Here is a 20,323-nt window from a genome sequence, read left to right as displayed (position 1 = left end):
TTGGCGCGTGACAGAAATACGGCGCTTTGGTGTGAGTGATAGCAAAGAGGCCAGGAACCAGCGGAAGTTTTTGCTACGCTTGTATGGGGTAACGCTTGTCTCTTGGCAGCGAATTCCTTAGTATTGCCTGTCTTTTTAAAGCCTGAGAATCAAGATGAAAACAGAATTATACAAAGAGTTTATGTTCGAAGCAGCACACCATTTGCCACACGTACCAGAAGGTCACAAGTGTGGTCGTTTGCACGGACACTCTTTCCTTGTTCGTCTTTATGTAGAAGGTGAAGTTGATCCACATACAGGTTGGGTAGTGGATTTTGCAGAGATCAAAGCTGCATTTAAACCAATTTACAATCGCTTAGACCATTACTACCTAAACGACATTGAAGGGTTAGAGAACCCGACTAGCGAAGTGTTAGCAAAATGGATTTGGCAGCAGCTTAAGCCAAGCTTACCACTGCTAAGTAAAGTAGAAATCAAAGAAACGTGCACAGCTGGTTGTATTTACAAAGGCGAATAAGTCACTTTCTATTGAGCATTAAACAAAGGCAAGCGAGAAGCTTGCCTTTGTTGTATCTGAATGCCCCAATTTTGATTATGCTTCGCCTGCTAGCTTAATGGGTGTCGTAGAATCCATTCTTTTTCATTATCACCCAATGTTGTTTCCTCTGTATTAATGAATCCGCACGCATCAAGAAAACTTATAGCGTATTGCTGACTTTGTGGGACAGTGGCGCAAAGAGAGGTGCTTTTAGGGTTAATGGTATACGCATAAAGGAACAGTTTACGCAATGCCTCACTCCCAACCCTTTGACGTTGAAAACGTTGATCAATCATCAAGTATTTAAGCTCCAGTTCGTATCGTTTAGCAAACGGCGCATGTTGGGAGAAACCTTTATCGATAACAAGATAGCCTACTAATAGGTCATCAGAATAAATCGTAAAGAACGCCTCTGACTTACTACGTTTTTGATAAGCCATTTCAAACGGCGTAAAAAATCCTTTTTGCTCTTCTTGCACATCCAATTGCATCAAACTTGAAAAATCTTTCAGTTTGGTGGGTTTAATCGCAATCATCGCTCAATCACAAATTGGCGGCATACCTTTATGCCACCACGAGTTTTTATAGAGTATTAAATCTATTTTAAGTAACTAACCGAGTGAAGAAAAGCTAGCAATGAAGAGGGTAATAATAACCTTGGTGAATATAGGCGCCCAATGTTGTGAGTAAGTGAGCACTGTCTGCCGTTTCTACGCCTTCAACAATGACCGTGCAGCGATACGTATTGCCCATAGCAATTAACTGACGCAAGGTTTCTATCTTTTTATCATCAGATTTTAGGCCAATAACAAATTCTCGGTCGATTTTGAGGTAGTCCGGATTCAGCTTGCTGATAAGCGCCACATTATTATTGCCGGTGCCAAAGTCATCAATACTGATTTTACAATCCAGAGCTTTTAGTTTCGCGACATTGCCATAAATCTCAGAGGTATAGTACATCGATGCATTTTCTGTGATTTCGATTGTCAGCAAACGGCAATCCCGATTAGATAGCTCTCTATATAGGATTGAAAAGTTACGCCCTCGCAGCAAAGAAGGACAAACGTTAATGCTGATAGGGATGGGCAACGCTTTTTGTTTGGTGTAGATGGAATCAATCACCAGTAAGGTATGAGTTAGCAGCAATCCATTGCGGATCAGTGTTTCAATAAACCGTTGCGTATTTTTTACCTTAAACCGGGAGAGGGCTTCGTAGTGCACAATCTTTTGTGCCGAAGTGTTATAAATCGGTTCCAGTTTTATTTTGAATTGTCGAATTGCGCACAAGTAAGCCATAAAGGCTTGTAGGGAGCGGTGACGCAGTATAATGAGAAAAAGTAAGCTCAGTAGAATGATACTTTGAAACGGTCCAGAGATGTAATACACCTCTTTATAGCCACTATTCTTTACGTGATAATTGAAGAAGCGTTCATTGGTGTTACCAATCTCTAACGACGTTCCGGTATTCGTTGATAGCTTCATACCGGAAAGAAAAAAACGTGAAATATGATTTTCAACATTGTCGGATAAGTTAATGTTTTTAACACGAACCAAAACGGTTGCGTTATTTAAGTCAAATGATTGGGTCGTGTAATTGTTATTGTTACTCCACTCTTCAAAGGCTTTTTTGCTGACAGGGACAACGGTTTCTGGAGTGACTAAGCATCGAATATTGAAACGATCTAGCATCATGCTCGATTCCACCAACTTCACATTATCAAATAGTGACTTCAGTTCGCTTTCATTAGCAAAGCAACTCCTACGGGAAAGGTTCTCTGCAATTTCGAAGGCGTTATCCAGATAATTATGTTTAACGATGCTGTTTATCGCGTAGTAACAGATAGCAAAGAAAATGATCGCAGTGATCAACACAACCCACATTGCTTCTGAATAGATCTTTTTATTACGCAAGCAAATACGAAGCGCTTTGCGAAGACTATTGGTTGTGTATTGATTGATCTTCTGTTGATGTTCGATGCCATTCTGATGGTTGTTTTGCATAGTAAAAGGGATGAAGTATCCGGTCCGGTGAATGTTTTCGATAATGTTTTTGTTAGTGGTTAAATGTTCTTCCGTGAGCTTGCGAAATTTCTTTCTTAGAGCGGCCACCGCGTTTTTAAAGCCATTTTCAGGCAGTGTCATTTTGTATTGTTGAGTGATTTTGCTTTCTATTAACCGCTGACTAATCGGCGTATTTAAACTGCCGTATGTGGCGATAGTTGACAGAATGGCGTACTCATTTGGGTTGACAGGAATGGAGTGGTGGAGTGACTGATTGAGCTCTAGAGATATTTCGTTTTCGGACAAGCAAACGCAGATTTGGTTTCCAATTTCAAACCTAATCATGTGTTGATGTGCTCCAAGTTTAATTTTTGGCTACGTTATCAATAAAGCTTGGGAAGAGATGTGATTTTTTACTGAGATATCCATAATATTTGGATATATTCAACGTTTTAGGTTTTTTTTACTTGTCCTGATAACGCATTCTCCTGGGTTTTTGGGGTATAAAAAAACCCGAGCATAAACTCGGGTTTTGATTGGTATTCAGAAAGGCGTGTTAGCAAATCACTTTGATTGCTAGACCACCTTGAGATGTTTCGCGGTATTTCGCGTTCATGTCTTTACCTGTTTCTAGCATGGTTTCGATAACCTTATCTAGAGAAACAGTTGGAGCTGAAGAGCGACGTAGTGCCATACGAGTAGAGTTGATTGCTTTTACTGCCGCAATACCGTTACGCTCAATACATGGAACCTGAACCTGACCTGCAACTGGGTCACACGTTAGACCTAAGTTGTGCTCCATCGCGATTTCTGCTGCCATACATACTTGCTCTGGGCTACCACCCATAAGCTCAGCAAGGCCTGCTGCTGCCATAGAACATGCCACGCCAACTTCACCCTGACAGCCAACCTCTGCACCAGAGATAGACGCGTTACGCTTGTAAAGACCTCCGATTGCGCCAGAAGCCGCAAAGTAACGGATGTAATCTTTTTCAGTCACAGTTTGGATGAACTTATCGTAGTAAGCCAGTACCGCAGGGATGATGCCACACGCACCGTTAGTTGGTGCTGTGACAACGCGGCCACCTGCTGCGTTCTCTTCGTTTACTGCGAAAGCAAACATGTTTACCCAATCAACAACAGACATTGGGTCGTTTGTCGTCTTTTCTGAAGTAAGTAGCTGCTGGCGAAGTGCTGCTGCACGGCGAGGCACACGCAGTGGACCAGGCAAAATACCTTCTTCATTCATACCGCGATCCATACACTCGCGCATTGTGCGCCAGATGTTCGCGAAATAAGTACGAGTTTCTTCATCTGAATGAAGCGCATGCTCATTCTTCATGGTTAGTGCGCTGATGGACAATCCACTTTCGTGGCATTGGTTAACCAGTTCCTCTGCCGTTGTAAACGGGTAAGGTACTTTTACTGGGTTTTCAGCTTCTTTACCGAAATTTTCTTCATCAACGATGAAACCACCGCCGATAGAGTAGTAAGTTTTTGAGTACGCCTTTTCGTCATCAATCCAAGCGTGGATCTGCATGCCGTTTTCGTGTAGCTCTAGGTTTGTTTTGTGGAAGTTCATTCCACCTTCACGTGGGAACGATACTGTGTGACAGTGCATGCCAACAGGAAGGCGTTCAGTTTCTTCTACACGAGCGATAAAGCCCGGGATAGAATCGATATCAACTTTCTCAGGAGTGTTGCCTGCAAGACCCATGATGATAGCAATATCTGTGTGGTGACCTTTCCCTGTCAGTGATAGTGATCCATAAACGTCAACGGTGATTTTAGTGATGTCGCGCAGTTTTCCCATTGCACGAAGATCATCAATAAACTCTTTACCCGCTTTCATTGGGCCTACAGTGTGTGAGCTTGAAGGTCCAACACCGATTTTATAGATATCAAAAACACTAATCATATCGATTACCTCAGAAGAAAGCCTCCCAAGGGGAGTTGGGAGGCTTAATTTTATCGTTATATTTTTGGATTAATCATACTGCACTGGGCAGAGATGATTAAAGAGCGCCGTAGATTACAGAACTAATTGCAGCAAGACCACAGATTGCTGTGAAAATTTGCACAGGTGCTGAAGTTTTGTACTTAGCCATCGCAGGAACTTTTTGCATTGCGAAGATTGGCATCAAGAATAGGATTGCCGCAATCATCGGTGCACCCATTGTTTCAATCATACCTAGGATGCTTGGGTTAACGATAGCAACGATCCAAGTTGTGATTACAATGAAGATTAGAGACATCTTCTCGATCTTGCTTACTGGTGATTTTGAACGAGATTTCACTAGACCAACTAGACCTTCGTGCGCGCCTAAGAAGTGGCCAAAGTAGCTAGAGGTGATCGCTGCGAAAGCAACCAATGGACCCATGTAAGAGATCAGTGGAGATTCATGCACGTTTGCTAGGTAAGAAAGAACAGAGATGTTTTGCTCTTGCGCTGTTGCTAGTTGCTCTGGAGACAGAGAAAGTACAACAGAGAAAACGAAGAACATAACAAAGCCCATCAGCATCATTGCTGCGCCACCAGTGATAGCGTCAGTTTTCTTAACTGCGTCATCACCATATACACGACGTTGCTCTTTAGAGAACTGAGAAATGATTGGGCTGTGGTTGAAAGAGAACACAATAACAGGGATTGCTAGCCATACGATAGCAGGCATTGCACCCCAGTCAGGCGACACTTCCATCATTGAAGTGTTCCAACCAGGAATTAGGTATACAGACAGTGCTAGTAGGATGAACACGAGAGGGTAAACCATTGCTGAAGTTGCTTTCAGCATAAGCTCTTTACCGAATACTACGCCTGCTGTCATTGCAGCAATAAGTGCACCAGAAAGTAGCCAGCGAGGAATAGATTCCATGCCCATTTGGTTAACTAGGAAAGAGTCAACTGTGTTTGTGATACCAACACCGTAGATAAGTACGATTGGGTAGATAGCGAAGAAGTAAGCGAACGTAATAAGGTTTGCGCCAGTCTTACCAAAGTGCTCTTCTACTGTGTCGGTGATGTCCGCTTCAGGGTTTTTCGCAGAAAGAACGAAACGAGCTAAAGATTTGTGTGCGAACCAAGTCATTGGTGCTGCGATTAGGGCTAGGATTACTAATGGCCAGAAGCCACCTGCACCTGCTTTAATAGGAAGGAACAGTACACCTGCACCTACTGCCGTACCAAAAAGGGACAGACACCAGGTAAAGTCTTTGTAAGAAAACTTACTAGACGATTGTGCGGTAGAAACCGCAGAAGTAGTTGTATTCATTTTTTAGTTACTCATTTTGGGAACAGGAAATAAGTCGGGAGTAATTTTGCAAGATTTTACACTAGGAAAATTAGATCTAAATCATTTATTGCTTACGCTTATTGAATGATATGTCAAAAACCTGCTTTTTATCACGAAAATGATGTGCTACTCGTGATTTCTGCTAATGAGTGAAATTAGAAAAACTTATCAATAGGGCTGTTTGTATAAATTTATTTCACCGCAAGCGTTTGCGGTGAAAATGGAAAATTAATCTAATGTGAATGAATGTTTATGAAGCAACGTTTTATTAATATTGATGCGCATAATGATCGCGCCTATAAAAGCACCGATATCAACAACTGTTTAATGTGAAATAATATGTTTTTGCATTGATTCGATAATTTGTGCCGTCATGCCCCAGATGAAATGCTGTCTATATGGGATAGCAAATACACGATGACTGCTTCTTTTTAGGTCAAATTTGGTGCTATACAATTTTTTGGGGTTCAGAATATGGTTGGCAGGAACCTCAAAAACTGACTCTACTTCATTTGGGTCAATATGCGTTTTATATTCCGGAGAAACAAAAGCCAAAAAAGGTGTCACATTAAATTGACTAATCGTTGGTAGTGTAGGCAGTTGACCAAACACATGAATATGCTCATCTTCTATCCCAACTTCTTCTTTGGTTTCCCTTAAAGCTGTATTCACGAGCTGAATATCTTCCTGCTCATATTTGCCACCGGGAAAGCTGATTTGTCCCGGATGATGGCGTAAGTGGGCTGCACGCTTAGTCAGAATGACTTGTAACCCGTCATCGCGTTCCACAAAACCGATTAAGACTGCCGCATCTCTCAGGGACTTTTCTTTCATCCATTTCAGTCGTGCAAGGGACTCTTTGTGGTAGCCCGTTGGAAGCCGAAATTGAAAGTTCTGTAGTAAATGAGTTTTGTCGATAACCAAACTGAGTCCTTATTTATCGTGCCTAACCATTATCTATTATACTCAAAGACGGCAAAGCGTATGGCGTTATCGTTACTGGTTACCAAATAAAGCATTCGCATTAAAACACTCGCCAGCACTTTCCCTCTTTGTGTTGTGTGTCTCACTCTGCTTGAACATATTAATTTGAAACTTATAAGGTTATACACCATTCTTTATTTTAGGACGTCACTATAGGGCAAGTATTGGCCAATGAAAGGGATTATTTTCACCGAGTTCATGGAGTTAGTGGAAGAGAAATTCGGTCTTGATGTGTTAGACCAAGTTCTCGACCTTTCTAACGATGAAGGTGTTTACACCGCTGTTGGTAGTTACGATCACAAAGACTTGGTTAAGTTGATCGTGAATCTCAGTAAAGTATCTGGTGTTCCCCCCGAGCAACTGCAAGAGGTGTTTGGAGAGTGCGTTTTTTTGAATTTACTTCGCTCTATTCCTAGTCACGCCAGTTTGCAACAGTGTGAAACGACGTTTCAATTTGTTCGCCATGTTGAAGACTTTATTCATGTCGAAGTTAAGAAGCTCTATCCTGATGCTAACCCTCCGCAATTTGATTTCATTAGTGAAAACCAATCCCAATTGGTATTTGACTACCACAGCGCAAGATGTATGTCTCACGTATGCTTAGGATTGATAAAAGGTTGTGCTGCACATTTTGGTGAGGTAGTTCATATCAAACATCAAAACCAGTCAGAAGATGGCAGCAAAGTACGTTTTTGGTTAGAGGCTCAATAAGAACGATATGACGGGAAGTTCCTCATTAGAAAGGAAACTCAAACGAGAAGTTGCATCAAGAAAAGCAGCTGAGCAGCTGTTGGAACAGAAAAGCTTAGAGTTATATGAATCCAACCAGCAACTCAGTGTTGCATTGAAAAAGCTAGAGCTGAAATCTAAAAAGGATCTTCGTAAGTTTGAGTTTGAAGAGCAAATTGATGCCACGTTGATTAAGTTCGGTCGTACTTTTTTATCGAGCACGTTCGATGAAGCAATGATAGCGAGCTTTATTGAGCAGCTCACTTCTAACTCGATCATTTCTGCGGCTTACTTGTTTCTTGACGCTACAAAGCTGAGCTCATTGCGTCGTCATCACTTTGGTCACTTACAGCTTCGTCATAACAACGAGATTTTCACCACTCCTAATTGGCAGGGAGAGAATTTGCATTTGCCAGTTATCATTGATGGGGAAACGGTTGGGGAGTTGATTTTCTCTGTGTTGCAAGATCAAATCGATCAGTCTTTTATTTCCAAACAGATGGAGCTCGTGTCTGACTTAGTTCATGGTGTTATTGGTCGACACTTAAGTTTAGAGCGAGAGGTCGAGCTGAGAAAGCGGGCTGAGGAATCAGAAAAAGCGACGAAGGAGTTTGTCGCCATGATTAACCATGAGCTGCGAACTCCTCTCAATGGCGTATTGGGTAGTGCGGAGTTATTGAGTCGAACCCAATTAGAAGAAGAGCAGCGTCAATACTTGAGCAATCTGACTCAATCAGGGGACTTATTGAGAGTTATCATTAATGATCTTCTTGATTTCAGTAAGATGAATGCCGGTATGATGGAAATCATACATAAAGTCTTTGCCTGGGAGGAACTTGAAAAAGCCATCATGGGTGTATTTGCAGCTAAGGCTGCGGAAAAACGCATCCATTTCTCTATCGACAAAAAGCTGGGGATCCCGGAATTTTTAGTCGGTGACTTAGAGCGCATTACACAAATTTTGGTTAACTTGGTGGGAAACGCGATTAAGTTTACTCACTTGGGTGGCGTCGTGTTACGGGTGGAATGGCTTAACGGCACGGCTTATTTTGAGGTTGAAGACACTGGTATTGGCATCCCAATAAAAGCACAGCCGTCACTCTTTGATCCATTTGTCCAAGTTGATCGCTCAGCGAAACGCAGCTTTGAAGGCTCAGGTTTAGGTCTCGCGATTTGTAAAAATCTCGTGGATTTGATGCAAGGTCAAATTAGCTTTGAGAGTGAAGAGCGCAAAGGGACAACTTTTAAAGTTGCTATTCCTCTTGATGAAGGGCAAGCACAAGGCACAGCAGAGGGGGAATTGGTCACCATAGAGCGAAGCGATTTAGCAGGACGCTCAATATTAGTGGTTGATGACATCAGAATGAATCAAGTCATTGTTACTCAAATGCTGAAAAAACTCGACATTACACCTGATTTAAAAGCCAACGGCAAAGAAGCATTAGAAGCGGTGAAAAGTAAAGACTACGAACTGATATTCATGGACTGCCGAATGCCAGAAATGGATGGTTATGAGGCGACGATGTATCTGAGAGAGCGTGGCTTTACTCATCCTATTATTGCATTAACCGCTGGCACTACCATCGAAGAGCGTCAAAAGTGCATTGATTCAGGCATGGACGACATCCTCACTAAGCCGTACACCGCAACCGATATCGAACAGATTATGTGTAAGTGGCTTGAGCAGTAGACGCTGCCTCTTAAAAAGTATGTTTGTTAGCCAACGGCTAAAAGCTAAAGTACATGCAAATAAAACACACAAAAAAACGCACCACACTGGATAATGCCGATCATTTAACGATGTTTTTTGGGTCATTCTAGCGAGCCTTGGCGAGACTGAGAATCTAGTAGCAGCACGATGAGCGGGTAATGAAACAAATTTGACCACAAAGTGCTCGAATAGAAGAACCTGTATCACGCTCTTTCGTCGCTGTGCAGGGTGATGAGATACAGAAATATGCCACTCGCTGTTAAACGAGCGGCATTATCCGTTCTGGAGGCATTTTAGATTGTTTTCGTCAATAGCATTAAAGCGACGTTGTCCGCGGTTGAAATCTACGATTGCAGCGCTGGTAAAATCTTTGAAAGCTTGTCCAACGTTTCTTGATACTCAGAGGCGCAATCGCTATCTGCCACGACGCCGCCGCCAGCCCAAGCGTAAAGTTTGTTTTGTTCCGCTACAAGAGTTCGGATAGTAATGCTGGTGTCCATACGACCATGGCGTGAAATGTAGCCAATACTGCCGCAATACGCGCTGCGTCGATGCGGCTCCAGTTCTTCAATGATCTGCATTGCGCGAACTTTAGGTGCGCCCGTAATTGAACCGCCTGGAAAACACGCTCGCAGCAAATCCGCAGGAGCGTATTGTTCATCCAAATTTGCACGAATGGTGCTCACCAAATGATGCACGGCAGGGAAGCTTTCAATATCGAACAGCTTTGGAACGTGAACGCTACCCGGTGATGCAACTCGACCAATATCATTACGCAGCAAATCGACAATCATCATGTTTTCTGCCTGATCTTTTTCCGCTGTCTGCAAGTCATGGGCATTAGCGTTATCTTTCGTTGGATCTTCGCTGCGTGGGCGAGTACCTTTGATTGGTTTTGTTTCAATGACGCGATCTTTGAGCTCTAAAAAGCGCTCTGGAGAGATACTCAAAATCGAAGACTCAGGCATACGGATAAACGCTGAGAATGGCGCTTGGTTTGCGGACTCCAATTTCAGATACGCTTGCCACTCACTGCCTTGATACGGTGCGTTAAAGCGCTGCGCCAAATTGATCTGATAACAGTCACCGCTCAACAAGTATTCTTGCACCTGGTCAAAGCGAGTGGCGTAGCTCTCTTTCGTCATGTTTGACTGCCAATCACCAGACAATGCGAAGTCAACGGTTTGTTCTGCTTTTTGCTCGTTTAACCACTGCCAAGCTTGCTCGATGTTCTGACCGACTAAGCATGCTTTTTTTAGCTGGTGGTCAACAACAACGGCCCATTCATACAGACCTACCGCCATATCCGGCGTGTTGAGGTCCTTTTCTGCCACTTCTGGCATCGTTTCTACGCGGCGACCTAAATCGTAACTGAAGTAACCGAGCGCACCGCCGACAAAAGGCAAATCCAATTCTTTATTTAACTCTACGTGAGGAAGCCACTGTTCTTGCAACTGATGAAGCAGCGCAAATGGGTCATCTTGAGTTGAATAGGCATTCGATGGTGTTTCAACTTGTGTGTTGTCGGCAGTGGTTTCTAACGTTGCAATTGGGTTGGCGACCAACACATCGAAGCGGCTATCGATATGCGTTTTTGATGCAGAACGCAGCAACATCGCCCAAGGTAGGTGTTGAATGCGAGAAAAAAGGTGAAGAGCAAACTCTGGTGCGTATTCCAGCGCTTTAAAATCAATGAATTGATTGTCCATGTTGTTCATTTGTGTAATTTGTGACAAAGAGATCGTTCACTGCATGGCATGTCATGGGCAGCAAGAGTATCATATTCCTCTGTATAGCCAAACTCCCTCTATTCATAGGGTTTTGAGATGGTTTACAAGTAGGCAACTTCAGCATTTCGTGTGTCGATATCAGCCGTTCGACAATTGTTTATAAAAAACGAAGCTCAAAAGAGCAATAAGCTCAACAAACACGATTGAAGCCAAGCCAATAATGGAAGCATAACTATAACGAGGCATGTAATGACGGTAATACGCAAGCAGGATGTGATCAGCAGTGTCGCTGATGCGCTACAGTATATTTCTTACTACCACCCGCTAGACTTTGTTCAAGCTCTTGAAAAAGCCTATCACCGCGAAGAGAGCCAAGCCGCTAAAGACGCGATTGCTCAGATCTTAATTAACTCCCGAATGTCCGCAGAAGGTCACCGTCCAATTTGTCAGGATACTGGTATTGTGACGTGTTTCGTCAACATCGGTATGGGCGTGCAATGGGATTCGACCGACATGACGGTTCAGCAGATGGTAGATGAAGGTGTTCGACAAGCGTACACGAACCCTGATAACCCGTTGCGTGCGTCAGTACTTATGGACCCTGCTGGTAAACGTATTAATACCAAAGACAACACGCCTGCCGTCGTACATATCAACATGGTTCCGGGCGATAAAGTTGAAATTCAGATCGCTGCGAAGGGCGGCGGTAGCGAAAACAAAACTAAGATGGTGATGCTAAACCCATCTGACGATATTGCTGAGTGGGTAGAAAAAACGCTACCAACAATGGGGGCGGGCTGGTGTCCTCCTGGCATGCTTGGCATTGGTATCGGCGGTACGGCTGAAAAAGCAGCGGTATTGGCAAAAGAATCTCTAATGGAACACATCGATATTCAAGAGCTTATTGACCGTGGCCCACAAAACGCAGAAGAAGAGCTTCGTTTGGATATCTTCAATCGCGTGAACAAACTTGGTATCGGTGCGCAAGGTCTTGGCGGTTTGACGACTGTTGTCGACGTTAAAATCAAAACTGCGCCAACGCACGCGGCTTCTAAGCCTGTTTGTTTGATCCCGAACTGTGCGGCGACTCGTCACGTACACTTCACGCTTGATGGTAGCGGCCCAGCAGAGCTAACACCACCTAAACTAGAAGATTGGCCAGATATCACTTGGGAAGCGGGCGAAAATACGCGTCGCGTAAACTTAGACACAATTACTAAAGAAGAAGTACAAGAGTGGAAGACAGGCGAAACGGTTCTTCTATCAGGTAAAATTCTGACTGGTCGTGATGCTGCGCATAAACGTATTCAAGGCATGCTAGATAACGGCGAAGGTCTACCTGAAGGCGTAGATCTAAACGGTAAGTTCATTTACTACGTAGGCCCTGTCGATGCAGTTGGTGATGAAGTCGTTGGTCCTGCTGGCCCAACAACATCTACGCGTATGGATAAATTCACCGACATGATGCTAGAAAAGACCGGCATCATGGGCATGATCGGTAAAGCTGAGCGTGGCCCTGCAACGGTTGAATCTATCAAGAATCACAAAGCGGTTTACCTAATGGCTGTCGGTGGCGCTGCGTACTTGGTGGCGAAAGCGATCAAGAAAGCTCGCGTTGTCGCATTTGAAGATTTAGGTATGGAAGCGATTTACGAATTTGAAGTTGAAGATATGCCAGTAACAGTGGCTGTCGACTCAAATGGTGTTAACGCGCACCAAATCGGTCCAGACACTTGGAAAGTGAAAATTCAAGAGATGGAAGCATAAGGCAAAGGGCAATCTTGCTGCGTCTCAGTAGAGAGAATGTGACAAGGTGCTGATTTACCTAGCAAACAATTGACAAAAGTGCAGCGAAACCTGCACTTTTTGTCTATATAATTAAGGATATAAACCTTTAGGCATAGCAATCAAACGTTATGCGAACAATAATTAGGAGACGGCATGCCTCGTTTTATTCAGATTCTACAAATTATTCTTGCTGTAGTGATAGGTGGCTTTGTTGGCTATGACTTGATTCTTCACGGTATCAGCATCTTTGATGAAAAGTACGTGACCATCACATGTGTGTTATGGCTGATTTTAGAAATCGCTCTATTTGTTATCTATAAGTTAATCGAAGACGACTAGGCTTAAAGAAAGCGGGTTCCTGTTTAACATAGTAATCAGCACATATAGAGTTACTAATGCTGTAGATTAAGTAAGCCTCTGAACCACTCAGGGGCTTTTCTTTTTTAACACAGCATTAAGCCGGATGTTTTGTTCATCTTTTATTAAGGTATATAAAGTTAAACTCATAGAATTCGGGATAGAACAGTATTCATAGATCGAAATTCGAAGTCGCTGACAACGTTGTTTTAAAGTGGAGTAAGATAAAGAAGCGTAATGAAGAGAATAAAGAAAGAAGTTAATGACTTTATCAACAGAGGTATGGACTCTAATGTTCGAATTGCTGTCACCGGACTTTCTCGTGCCGGTAAGACGGCATTCATCACGTCATTAGTGAATCAGCTTCTTCATACTGCAACCCATGACAATTTGCCTCTTTTGACTGCGGCTAGAGATAAGCGCCTTATTGGGGCGAAGCGTGAGCCTCAATCGAATATGATGGTGCCACGCTTTGCTTACGATGAGGCGATGAGCCAAATTCATGCCACTCCACCTCAGTGGCCAGTACCGACACGTGATGTGAGTGAGATTCGCTTAGCGCTCAAGTACAAACCAAATAAAACTACGAAAAAGCTGTTGAGTAAAACCGCAATTTTAAATGTTGATATTATCGACTATCCAGGAGAGTGGTTGCTCGACCTGCCTTTATTGGACATGGACTTTGCAACGTGGTCGCAAACTCAGTTTGATGCACTTAAAGGCCAGCGTGGCGATTTAGCCAAAGCTTGGCTTTCTGAACTGGAGAAAGTGGATCTCTTTGCAGAAGTGAATGAGAAACTACTTGAGAAAGTTGCACACACATACACAGAGTACCTTCATTCTTGTAAAGACGCTGGCCTTCATTGGGTTCAGCCTGGCCGCTTTGTATTACCTGGTGAGCTAGCAGGCGCGCCGGTGCTACAGTTTTTTCCGTGTCGTGCTGATTCGGAAAGCAAAGCGCCCAAGGGCAGTAACTTAGCGATGCTAGAAGCCCGTTTTCAGGAATACCAACAGAAAGTAGTGAAAGCGTTTTATAAGCATCATTTTGCGACCTTCGATCGCCAGATTGTACTGGTGGATTGTTTGCAGCCTCTCAATGCCGGTGATGAAGCGTTTTACGACATGCGCCAAGCGCTAGAACAGATCACGCATAGCTTCCGCTATGGTCGTAGTAGCTTTTTGCGTCGTTTGTTCTCACCAAAAATCGACAAAGTGTTGTTTGCTGCTACAAAAGCGGATCATATCACGCCCGATCAGCACCCAAATTTGGTGTCTCTGCTCCAACAACTGGTGCATCCAGCATGGCAAACGGCAGCCTACGAGAATATTGAGATGAGCTGCATGAGTATCGCTTCCATCCAAGCAACCACGACGGGGTTTATTTCCTCTGGAGATAAGACCATCCCGGCGTTACAAGGAACAACATTGGGTGGTGAGCCGATGACTATGTTTCCCGGAGAGGTGCCGAAAAAGCTACCAAATGCAGCTTATTGGCAAAACAACGGGTTTGATTTTACGTCGTTTCGTCCGATGCCCTCACCGAATGATGAGCCAGTGAAGCACATACGCTTAGACAAAGCACTGGATTACCTGATTGGAGATAAATTGAAATGAGTGAGTTGAAGCAAAAACAAGTTTTCTCTGAAAAAGTAATGGAAAAAGATCAGCAATCGAATCAACCGGAGTTGACGGCGCAGCAAACATTCGGCGAAAAAGAAACATTTGTACCTGTTGAAGTTAAAGAAGCGCACCAAGAGACCGAACAGGAATTGCAACTCGAGCATGTCATTCGTCCAAAATCGGGCAGAAAATGGCTCGCGACTGGCGCATTTGCAACTTTTGCTGGTTTGGTTGGCTGGCAAGCGGTGGACTCGGTTATAACCGCAATTCAGGCTTCTGATTGGCTGGCCTTAAGCTGGACGGGGTTTATTGCTGCGATCGCTTCGCTTGGTTTAGGAGCTATGGGTAAAGAGCTTTGGAAACTGCGAAAACTACGAAATCATTTTAGTGTTCAAGAAGAAGCAGAAGCACTTGTTAATAGTGAGAGCGTTGGGAAAGGGAAAGACTTTTGCGAAACCGTAGCAGAACAAAGTGGTGTGATGGCAGAGAATCCGGGCTTTGATCGTTGGCAGAACAGTATTAACCCTGCTCATAGTGACGCTGAAATTCTTGATATGTATGACTCGATGGTGGTGAGCCAACAAGACAAGTTGGCAACGAAAATCGTATCACAGCACGCAACCGAGTGTGCGGCCCTAGTCGCCGTGAGCCCTCTGGCTGCCGCTGATATGTTGCTGGTGGCTTGGCGAAATTTCAAAATGATCGACAACCTCTCCAAGGTATATGGGGTAGAGCTAGGTTATGCCTCTCGCATCAAGTTACTAAGATCGGTATTTGTCAATATGGCGGCGGCTGGTGCCAGTGAGCTCGCTATTGATGCCAGTATGGATTTGATGTCGATGGATCTTGCTGGCAAAGTTTCTGCTCGTGCGGGGCAGGGACTAGGTGTTGGTATTCTAACGGCACGTTTGGGCTTGAAAGCGATGACCTTATTGCGTCCACTACCCTGGTATCCTGACCGTCAGGTTAAGTTGGGCACCATACGCAAGGCAGTGGCGGCGAAAGTTGCATCAATTACGATGAAACCGTAACGAATATCAACTTTGATGTATAGGATTGCTTGACGCCATTCCAAGCATGATAGAAACTACTGTCAACTTTTCCTGACAGTTGTGAATTGGGATATTTTAAGTGCGTCTTGAAGTCTTATGTGAAGATCGACTCGGCTTGACCCGAGAACTGCTCGATATTTTAGCGTCTAAAAGCATCGACTTGCGTGGTATCGAAATCGATATTAGCGGTATTATCTATTTGAATTGCCCGGATATTGATTTTGATACGTTTAGTGAGCTGATGGCTGAAATCCGCCGTATTCCGGGGGTGAAAGACGTACGTAAAATCCAGTTTATGCCGATGGAGCGCCACAATACGGAGCTGCTCTCGTTAGTTGATAACTTGCCCGATCCGGTTTTTGCCATTGATCTTAAAGGTGCCGTAGACATGGCAAACATGTCTGCACTTTCATTGCTTGGCCTTCACAAGCAAGAAGTGATTGGTACTCAAATCGGTGCTTTGTTACCAAGTGTTCGTTTCTCTCGTTGGTCTGAAGGTGTTAATGGTCGAACGCGGGAAAACCTTGTGATTGATGGCTTGGACTATGTTCTAGAGTTGATGCCCGTTTATATCCGAGACGAAGCGCAAAACTCGACTCTAGCGAGTACTCTAATGACGATTCGCTCTAGTCAGCAAGTTGCCAGAATTGAAGAAGCGCTACCGCTGCATAATCCTCTGGGTTTTGAGCACTTTGTTGGTATATCGAACCGTCATAAAGCACTAATGAACCAAGCTAAGAAGCTGTCTGTGCTTGACCAACCATTGTTGATTGAGGGCGAAACGGGGACCGGTAAAGAAATGCTTGCTAAAGCTTGCCACAGCCGTTCTAGCCGTGCGAGCAAGCCATTCCTAGTTTTGAGTTGTGCTTCGATGCCTGACGATGTAGCAGAAACCGAACTTTTTGGTCATGCGCCGGGTTCATTTAATCATGAACAAGGCCACAAAGGCATCTTTGAGCAAGCAAATGGCGGGACGGTATTTCTTGATGAAATCGGTGAAATGAGTTCGCACCTTCAAATCAAGCTGTTACGTTTTCTACAGGATGGTAATTTCCGTCGTGTCGGTGCAGAAGATGAGATGCATGTCGATGTTCGTATCATCGCTTCAACAAAACATAACCTTGCCGAGCTTTCTGAAGCAGGAATGTTCCGTGAAGATTTGTATTATCGTCTCAACGTACTTACGCTCAGCATTCCTCCGTTACGTAAGCGCTCAAACGACGTTGCACCATTGCTTGAGTTGTTTGTGGCTAAACATGCTCAACAGCTTGGGATTGATAAGCCAGAGTTTGATGATGGTCTAGTTGATGCCCTTGCAAATTATCAGTGGCCAGGAAACATGCGCCAGCTGGATAACATGGTTCTTCGAGCGCTCACGGAAATGGATGGTGATATACTAAACGCGGATCACTTCAATTTACCTCAGCCTCAGTCAGTCGGCGCTGGTAGTGCAACGCTTAACATCGACGGTTCTTTGGATGAGATCATGCGTGATTATGAATCTCAAGTTCTGGAACGTTTGTATCAGTCATTCCCATCAAGCCGCAAGCTTGCTAAGCGCTTAAATGTATCGCATACCTCAATCGCTAATAAACTGCGTGATTACGGTATACGTAAGAATTAATCGAATTGAACGAAAAGACGGAATTAATCATTTGTAATGGAAGATAACAGCTCATCTATCGCCGTTCATAAGTTGGACGGTGACTTGCTTCTTCGTACCGCTGAAATCGGTGACGCAGATATGATTGCCGAATATTTTCAAGCGAACCGAGAATACCTGAAACCGTTTGAACCGAAACGTGAAGAGGCTTTTTTCTCAGTGAACGGTTGGTTGCAAAAGCTTATCAAGCTCAATGAGCTGCATCGAATGGGATTGGGGTATTATTGCCTTTTAGTCAGAGTCTCTTCGGGTGAAATGCTAGGTACGATATCCTTTAGTAGTTTGAGTCGTTTTCCTTTTTATTCTTGTAACGTCGGATATTCTCTCGCTGAAAAAGCGCAAGGGCATGGTTATATGCGTCGTGGATTAACCATGGCTTGCGACTACATGTTTAACGTTCAGAAACTGCATCGTATTCAAGCTGGCTACATGCCTCACAATAAACGCAGTGAATCTGTGCTAGAGCATGTAGGTTTCAATCGAGAAGGGTATGCAAAAGATTACCTTTTGATTAATGGTGAGTGGCAAGACCACGTTCTAACGTCGCTTATTAATCCGAATTGGCAGCCAGAAGGGCGATAGTATGGAACGATTGGAAAAGCAGTTAGCACTTGTAATCGAGCTCGATAAACTCAAAAGCATTTTGCGCCGAACTCGAGTTAAAAGTGCTGAAGGGCGCCTCGAAAATAGTGGTGAGCATAGTTGGCATGTCGCACTGATGGCAATATTGATGGAAGAGCATGCGAATGCACCTGTTGATATTTGCCGAGTGATGAAAATGTTATTGATACATGACGTAGTAGAGATCGACGCGGGCGATACCTTTGTTTATGATACTGCTGCGTCTCAAGAGCAAGCAGAAAAAGAAATTAGAGCCGCAGAGCGCTTGTTTGGTATGTTACCCAGCGATCAGGAGCAAGAGCTATTGGCGCTTTGGCATGAATTTGAAGCCGCGCAGACCGATGATGCTAAGTATGCAAAAGCACTCGATCGGTTAATTCCAATGCTCTTGAACTACCATAATAATGGTCAGAGTTGGAAGGAACATGGTGTCTCACGCGAACAAGCACTTACCATTAATAAACGAATTGAATTTGGCTCTGTTACCTTATGGGACAAAGCGAAAGAGTTGATTGAAGAAGCCACAGAGAAAGGTTGGCTGAAATCGTAATAAAGGAGACTGAATGTCTTATTTGCCTTTGGACGAATACCAAAGAAAATGGATTTTTACGCATCAGTCGATGCCTGTGCCAGAAGAAGATTTGGCTTTTATTAAGCCGATGAGCCAAGCCCGCTCAGCACAATTTTGGAAAGAAAATATCAGTGCTCAAAGCCCTGATATGGATAGACTAAGTTCCCAAGACTGGCCAATGAACGAGGCGAATTGGTCTGAAACTGTGGATTGGATGGCTGCGTGGGAGTCGGATGATCCTGACATGCCAGCGGAAGCTGAGGCACATATCGATTGGCAAGACGATGTAACCGTTTACTTTTGCTACGAGAAGTACAATGTCATCGAAACGAAATGGTCTATTTTTAAAAAGCACTGGAAGAACTTTCTCTTTTATGACGATGGTCCGATACTAATAGGACGTCGCCGTTCGCAAGCACTTTGGTTTGATTCAAAAGGCAATGTGAAACTCGGTGTTCGTCAATAACGAGTTATAAAGCAAAGCCACCTTTCGAGGTGGCTTTGTTTTTCTAAAGGCTGGATAATGGACTCAACACGCCGCCAGCCCCGCGCTCGATAACGTGAGTATAGATTTGCGTGGTTTTTACATCAGTATGCCCTAATTGTTCCTGAACAGTTCTAATGTCTGCGCCAGATTCCAATAAGTGCGTGGCAAAACTGTGTCTTAGTGTGTGGCAAGTTACAGTTTTCTCAATGCTTGCGTCGCTTGCCGCGCGCTTTACCGCTCTTTGTATTGCGCTTTCATTGATATGATGCCTTCTGAGTTCACCAGTGTCTCGATCTGCGCTTAACTTTGTTGATGGAAACAAAAAGTGCCAGTTAAAATCTAGCTCCGCTTTTGGGTATTTACGTCGTAAACCTTCAGAGATGTATACGCCCGCATAACCAGGCATGTGCCTATCTTTAAAGTAATAGTTTCTTGCTAAATTAACTTGAGCTTTGAGTGGTTCATGCAGTTCTTTGGCTAATGTGACTGTACGATTTTTACCTCCTTTTCCTTGCCAAACGCGAACTGCACCATAATCATAATCGATATCTTGAACTCTTAAGCGTAAACATTCCATAACTCGAAGCCCGGAGCCGTAAAGCAGCTGAATATGGAGTCTATACCTCGGGTCGATATGCTGAACGAATCTTCGGATCTCCTCCCTGGTTAACACAACGGGAAGTTTCTTTTCGGTCAAGGATTTCTGAAATCTCATATCAAGTGATAGTGGGGTTTTGAAATAATCACGATATAAAAATGATATTGAGTTCAGCGCCAAAGCTTGCGTTTTTACCGCAACTTTTTCTTCTACCGCTAAGTAACTCAGAAATTGAATGACATCATCTTCTGCTAGTGTTGATGGGTGAGCAAGCTGGTGAAAAGTGATAAAGCGTTTTATCCAAAATAGATAACTTTCGATAGTTTTATTCGCATAATGACGAGTAAGCATGTGCTCTTTTACATTAAGTAAAAACTGACTTTTCATGATAAATTAACCTGTTTATTTATACAGCTCCGTTAATGTATCACCACTTTTTAAATTAGCGTGCTGTGCGCCGCCTAATTGCGCGCGCTACCACACATATTCATACTGTTTTTCTATTTTTTTCATAAATATAAGTGCTACGATTGATAGCGCTTTTGATAAGAAAGAAGGCGGTAGCCTGCCAGAAAAACGGCAA

Annotated in this window: 18 protein-coding genes; 11 read left to right on the top strand and 7 right to left on the bottom strand. The window is 43.7% G+C overall.

What is annotated here, in order from left to right; all coding sequences use genetic code 11:
- Positions 1 to 154: 154 nt before the first annotated feature.
- A complete protein-coding gene (gene queD / locus R7Q38_RS05835) occupies positions 155 to 517 on the top strand; it encodes a 6-carboxytetrahydropterin synthase QueD (protein ID WP_005376896.1) in 363 nt (120 codons plus the stop codon).
- Between the two features lie 89 nt (positions 518 to 606).
- Here queD and R7Q38_RS05830 read toward each other — a convergent pair whose 3' ends face one another.
- The 5 genes from R7Q38_RS05830 to R7Q38_RS05810 all read right to left on the bottom strand — a co-directional run bounded on the left by R7Q38_RS05830 (position 607) and on the right by R7Q38_RS05810 (position 6,753).
- Complete coding sequence (locus tag R7Q38_RS05830) at positions 607 to 1,074, bottom strand: GNAT family N-acetyltransferase (RefSeq protein WP_025767296.1); 468 nt, start codon at positions 1,072 to 1,074, stop codon at positions 607 to 609.
- A gap of 94 nt (positions 1,075 to 1,168) precedes the next feature.
- Positions 1,169 to 2,884 (bottom strand): EAL domain-containing protein, encoded by a 1,716-nt coding sequence (locus R7Q38_RS05825; RefSeq protein WP_017820447.1) that lies wholly within the window; start codon positions 2,882 to 2,884, stop codon positions 1,169 to 1,171.
- Positions 2,885 to 3,095: 211 nt separating this feature from the next.
- Positions 3,096 to 4,457: an L-serine ammonia-lyase gene (locus R7Q38_RS05820; RefSeq protein ID WP_005376899.1), complete on the bottom strand. Its 1,362-nt coding sequence runs from the start codon at positions 4,455 to 4,457 to the stop codon at positions 3,096 to 3,098.
- Positions 4,458 to 4,554: 97 nt separating this feature from the next.
- Positions 4,555 to 5,808, bottom strand: coding sequence for an aromatic amino acid transport family protein (locus R7Q38_RS05815; RefSeq protein ID WP_005388284.1), 1,254 nt, complete (start codon positions 5,806 to 5,808; stop codon positions 4,555 to 4,557).
- Positions 5,809 to 6,153: 345 nt separating this feature from the next.
- Positions 6,154 to 6,753, bottom strand: coding sequence for a CoA pyrophosphatase (locus R7Q38_RS05810; RefSeq protein WP_005376901.1), 600 nt, complete (start codon positions 6,751 to 6,753; stop codon positions 6,154 to 6,156).
- A 231-nt stretch (positions 6,754 to 6,984) separates the two neighbouring features.
- Between R7Q38_RS05810 and R7Q38_RS05805 the strand changes: the two genes are divergently transcribed.
- Positions 6,985 to 7,524 (top strand): heme NO-binding domain-containing protein, encoded by a 540-nt coding sequence (locus tag R7Q38_RS05805; protein ID WP_005388282.1) that lies wholly within the window; start codon positions 6,985 to 6,987, stop codon positions 7,522 to 7,524.
- A 7-nt stretch (positions 7,525 to 7,531) separates the two neighbouring features.
- Positions 7,532 to 9,232: an ATP-binding protein gene (locus R7Q38_RS05800; protein WP_213876432.1), complete on the top strand. Its 1,701-nt coding sequence runs from the start codon at positions 7,532 to 7,534 to the stop codon at positions 9,230 to 9,232.
- 365 nt (positions 9,233 to 9,597) lie between these two features.
- Here the strand turns inward: R7Q38_RS05800 and pabB are convergent, their stop codons facing one another.
- A complete protein-coding gene (gene pabB, locus R7Q38_RS05795; protein WP_318114159.1) occupies positions 9,598 to 10,962 on the bottom strand; it encodes an aminodeoxychorismate synthase component 1 in 1,365 nt (454 codons plus the stop codon).
- 270 nt (positions 10,963 to 11,232) lie between these two features.
- Here pabB and R7Q38_RS05790 point away from each other — a divergent pair, with 270 nt between their 5' ends.
- From R7Q38_RS05790 to R7Q38_RS05755, 8 genes are all read left to right on the top strand, one after another.
- On the top strand, positions 11,233 to 12,750 hold the full coding sequence (locus R7Q38_RS05790; RefSeq protein WP_005376905.1) for a fumarate hydratase: 1,518 nt from the start codon (positions 11,233 to 11,235) through the stop codon (positions 12,748 to 12,750).
- 174 nt (positions 12,751 to 12,924) lie between these two features.
- Positions 12,925 to 13,110, top strand: a complete 186-nt coding sequence (locus tag R7Q38_RS05785; RefSeq protein WP_005376906.1) for a hypothetical protein — start codon at positions 12,925 to 12,927, stop codon at positions 13,108 to 13,110.
- Positions 13,111 to 13,365: 255 nt separating this feature from the next.
- Positions 13,366 to 14,742 carry a YcjX family protein gene (locus R7Q38_RS05780; RefSeq protein ID WP_318114158.1) on the top strand — a complete coding sequence of 459 codons (1,377 nt, stop codon included), beginning with the start codon at positions 13,366 to 13,368 and terminating at the stop codon, positions 14,740 to 14,742.
- Positions 14,739 to 15,779, top strand: a complete 1,041-nt coding sequence (locus tag R7Q38_RS05775) for a TIGR01620 family protein (RefSeq protein ID WP_318114157.1) — start codon at positions 14,739 to 14,741, stop codon at positions 15,777 to 15,779. The genes R7Q38_RS05780 and R7Q38_RS05775 overlap by 4 nt, the downstream gene beginning before the upstream one ends.
- Before the next feature lie 100 nt (positions 15,780 to 15,879).
- Complete coding sequence (tyrR, locus tag R7Q38_RS05770) at positions 15,880 to 17,424, top strand: transcriptional regulator TyrR (RefSeq protein WP_017820442.1); 1,545 nt, start codon at positions 15,880 to 15,882, stop codon at positions 17,422 to 17,424.
- A gap of 36 nt (positions 17,425 to 17,460) precedes the next feature.
- Positions 17,461 to 18,045: a ribosomal protein S5-alanine N-acetyltransferase gene (gene rimJ / locus R7Q38_RS05765; RefSeq protein WP_213876434.1), complete on the top strand. Its 585-nt coding sequence runs from the start codon at positions 17,461 to 17,463 to the stop codon at positions 18,043 to 18,045.
- Position 18,046: 1 nt separating this feature from the next.
- Entirely contained in the window at positions 18,047 to 18,634 is a 588-nt protein-coding gene (locus R7Q38_RS05760; protein ID WP_005376917.1) for an HD domain-containing protein, read from the top strand.
- Between the two features lie 13 nt (positions 18,635 to 18,647).
- Entirely contained in the window at positions 18,648 to 19,121 is a 474-nt protein-coding gene (locus R7Q38_RS05755) for a DUF2947 domain-containing protein (protein ID WP_017636094.1), read from the top strand.
- Positions 19,122 to 19,164: 43 nt separating this feature from the next.
- Here the strand turns inward: R7Q38_RS05755 and R7Q38_RS05750 are convergent, their stop codons facing one another.
- Positions 19,165 to 20,127: an integron integrase gene (locus R7Q38_RS05750; RefSeq protein ID WP_213868138.1), complete on the bottom strand. Its 963-nt coding sequence runs from the start codon at positions 20,125 to 20,127 to the stop codon at positions 19,165 to 19,167.
- Positions 20,128 to 20,323: the final 196 nt, after the last annotated feature.

This window comes from Vibrio sp. Vb0598 (assembly GCF_033338935.1).
GTDB classification, from domain to species: domain Bacteria; phylum Pseudomonadota; class Gammaproteobacteria; order Enterobacterales; family Vibrionaceae; genus Vibrio; species Vibrio alginolyticus.
The sequence above is the reverse complement of the archived record's forward strand: the minus strand, read 5'-3'. Positions and strand labels throughout refer to the sequence as shown.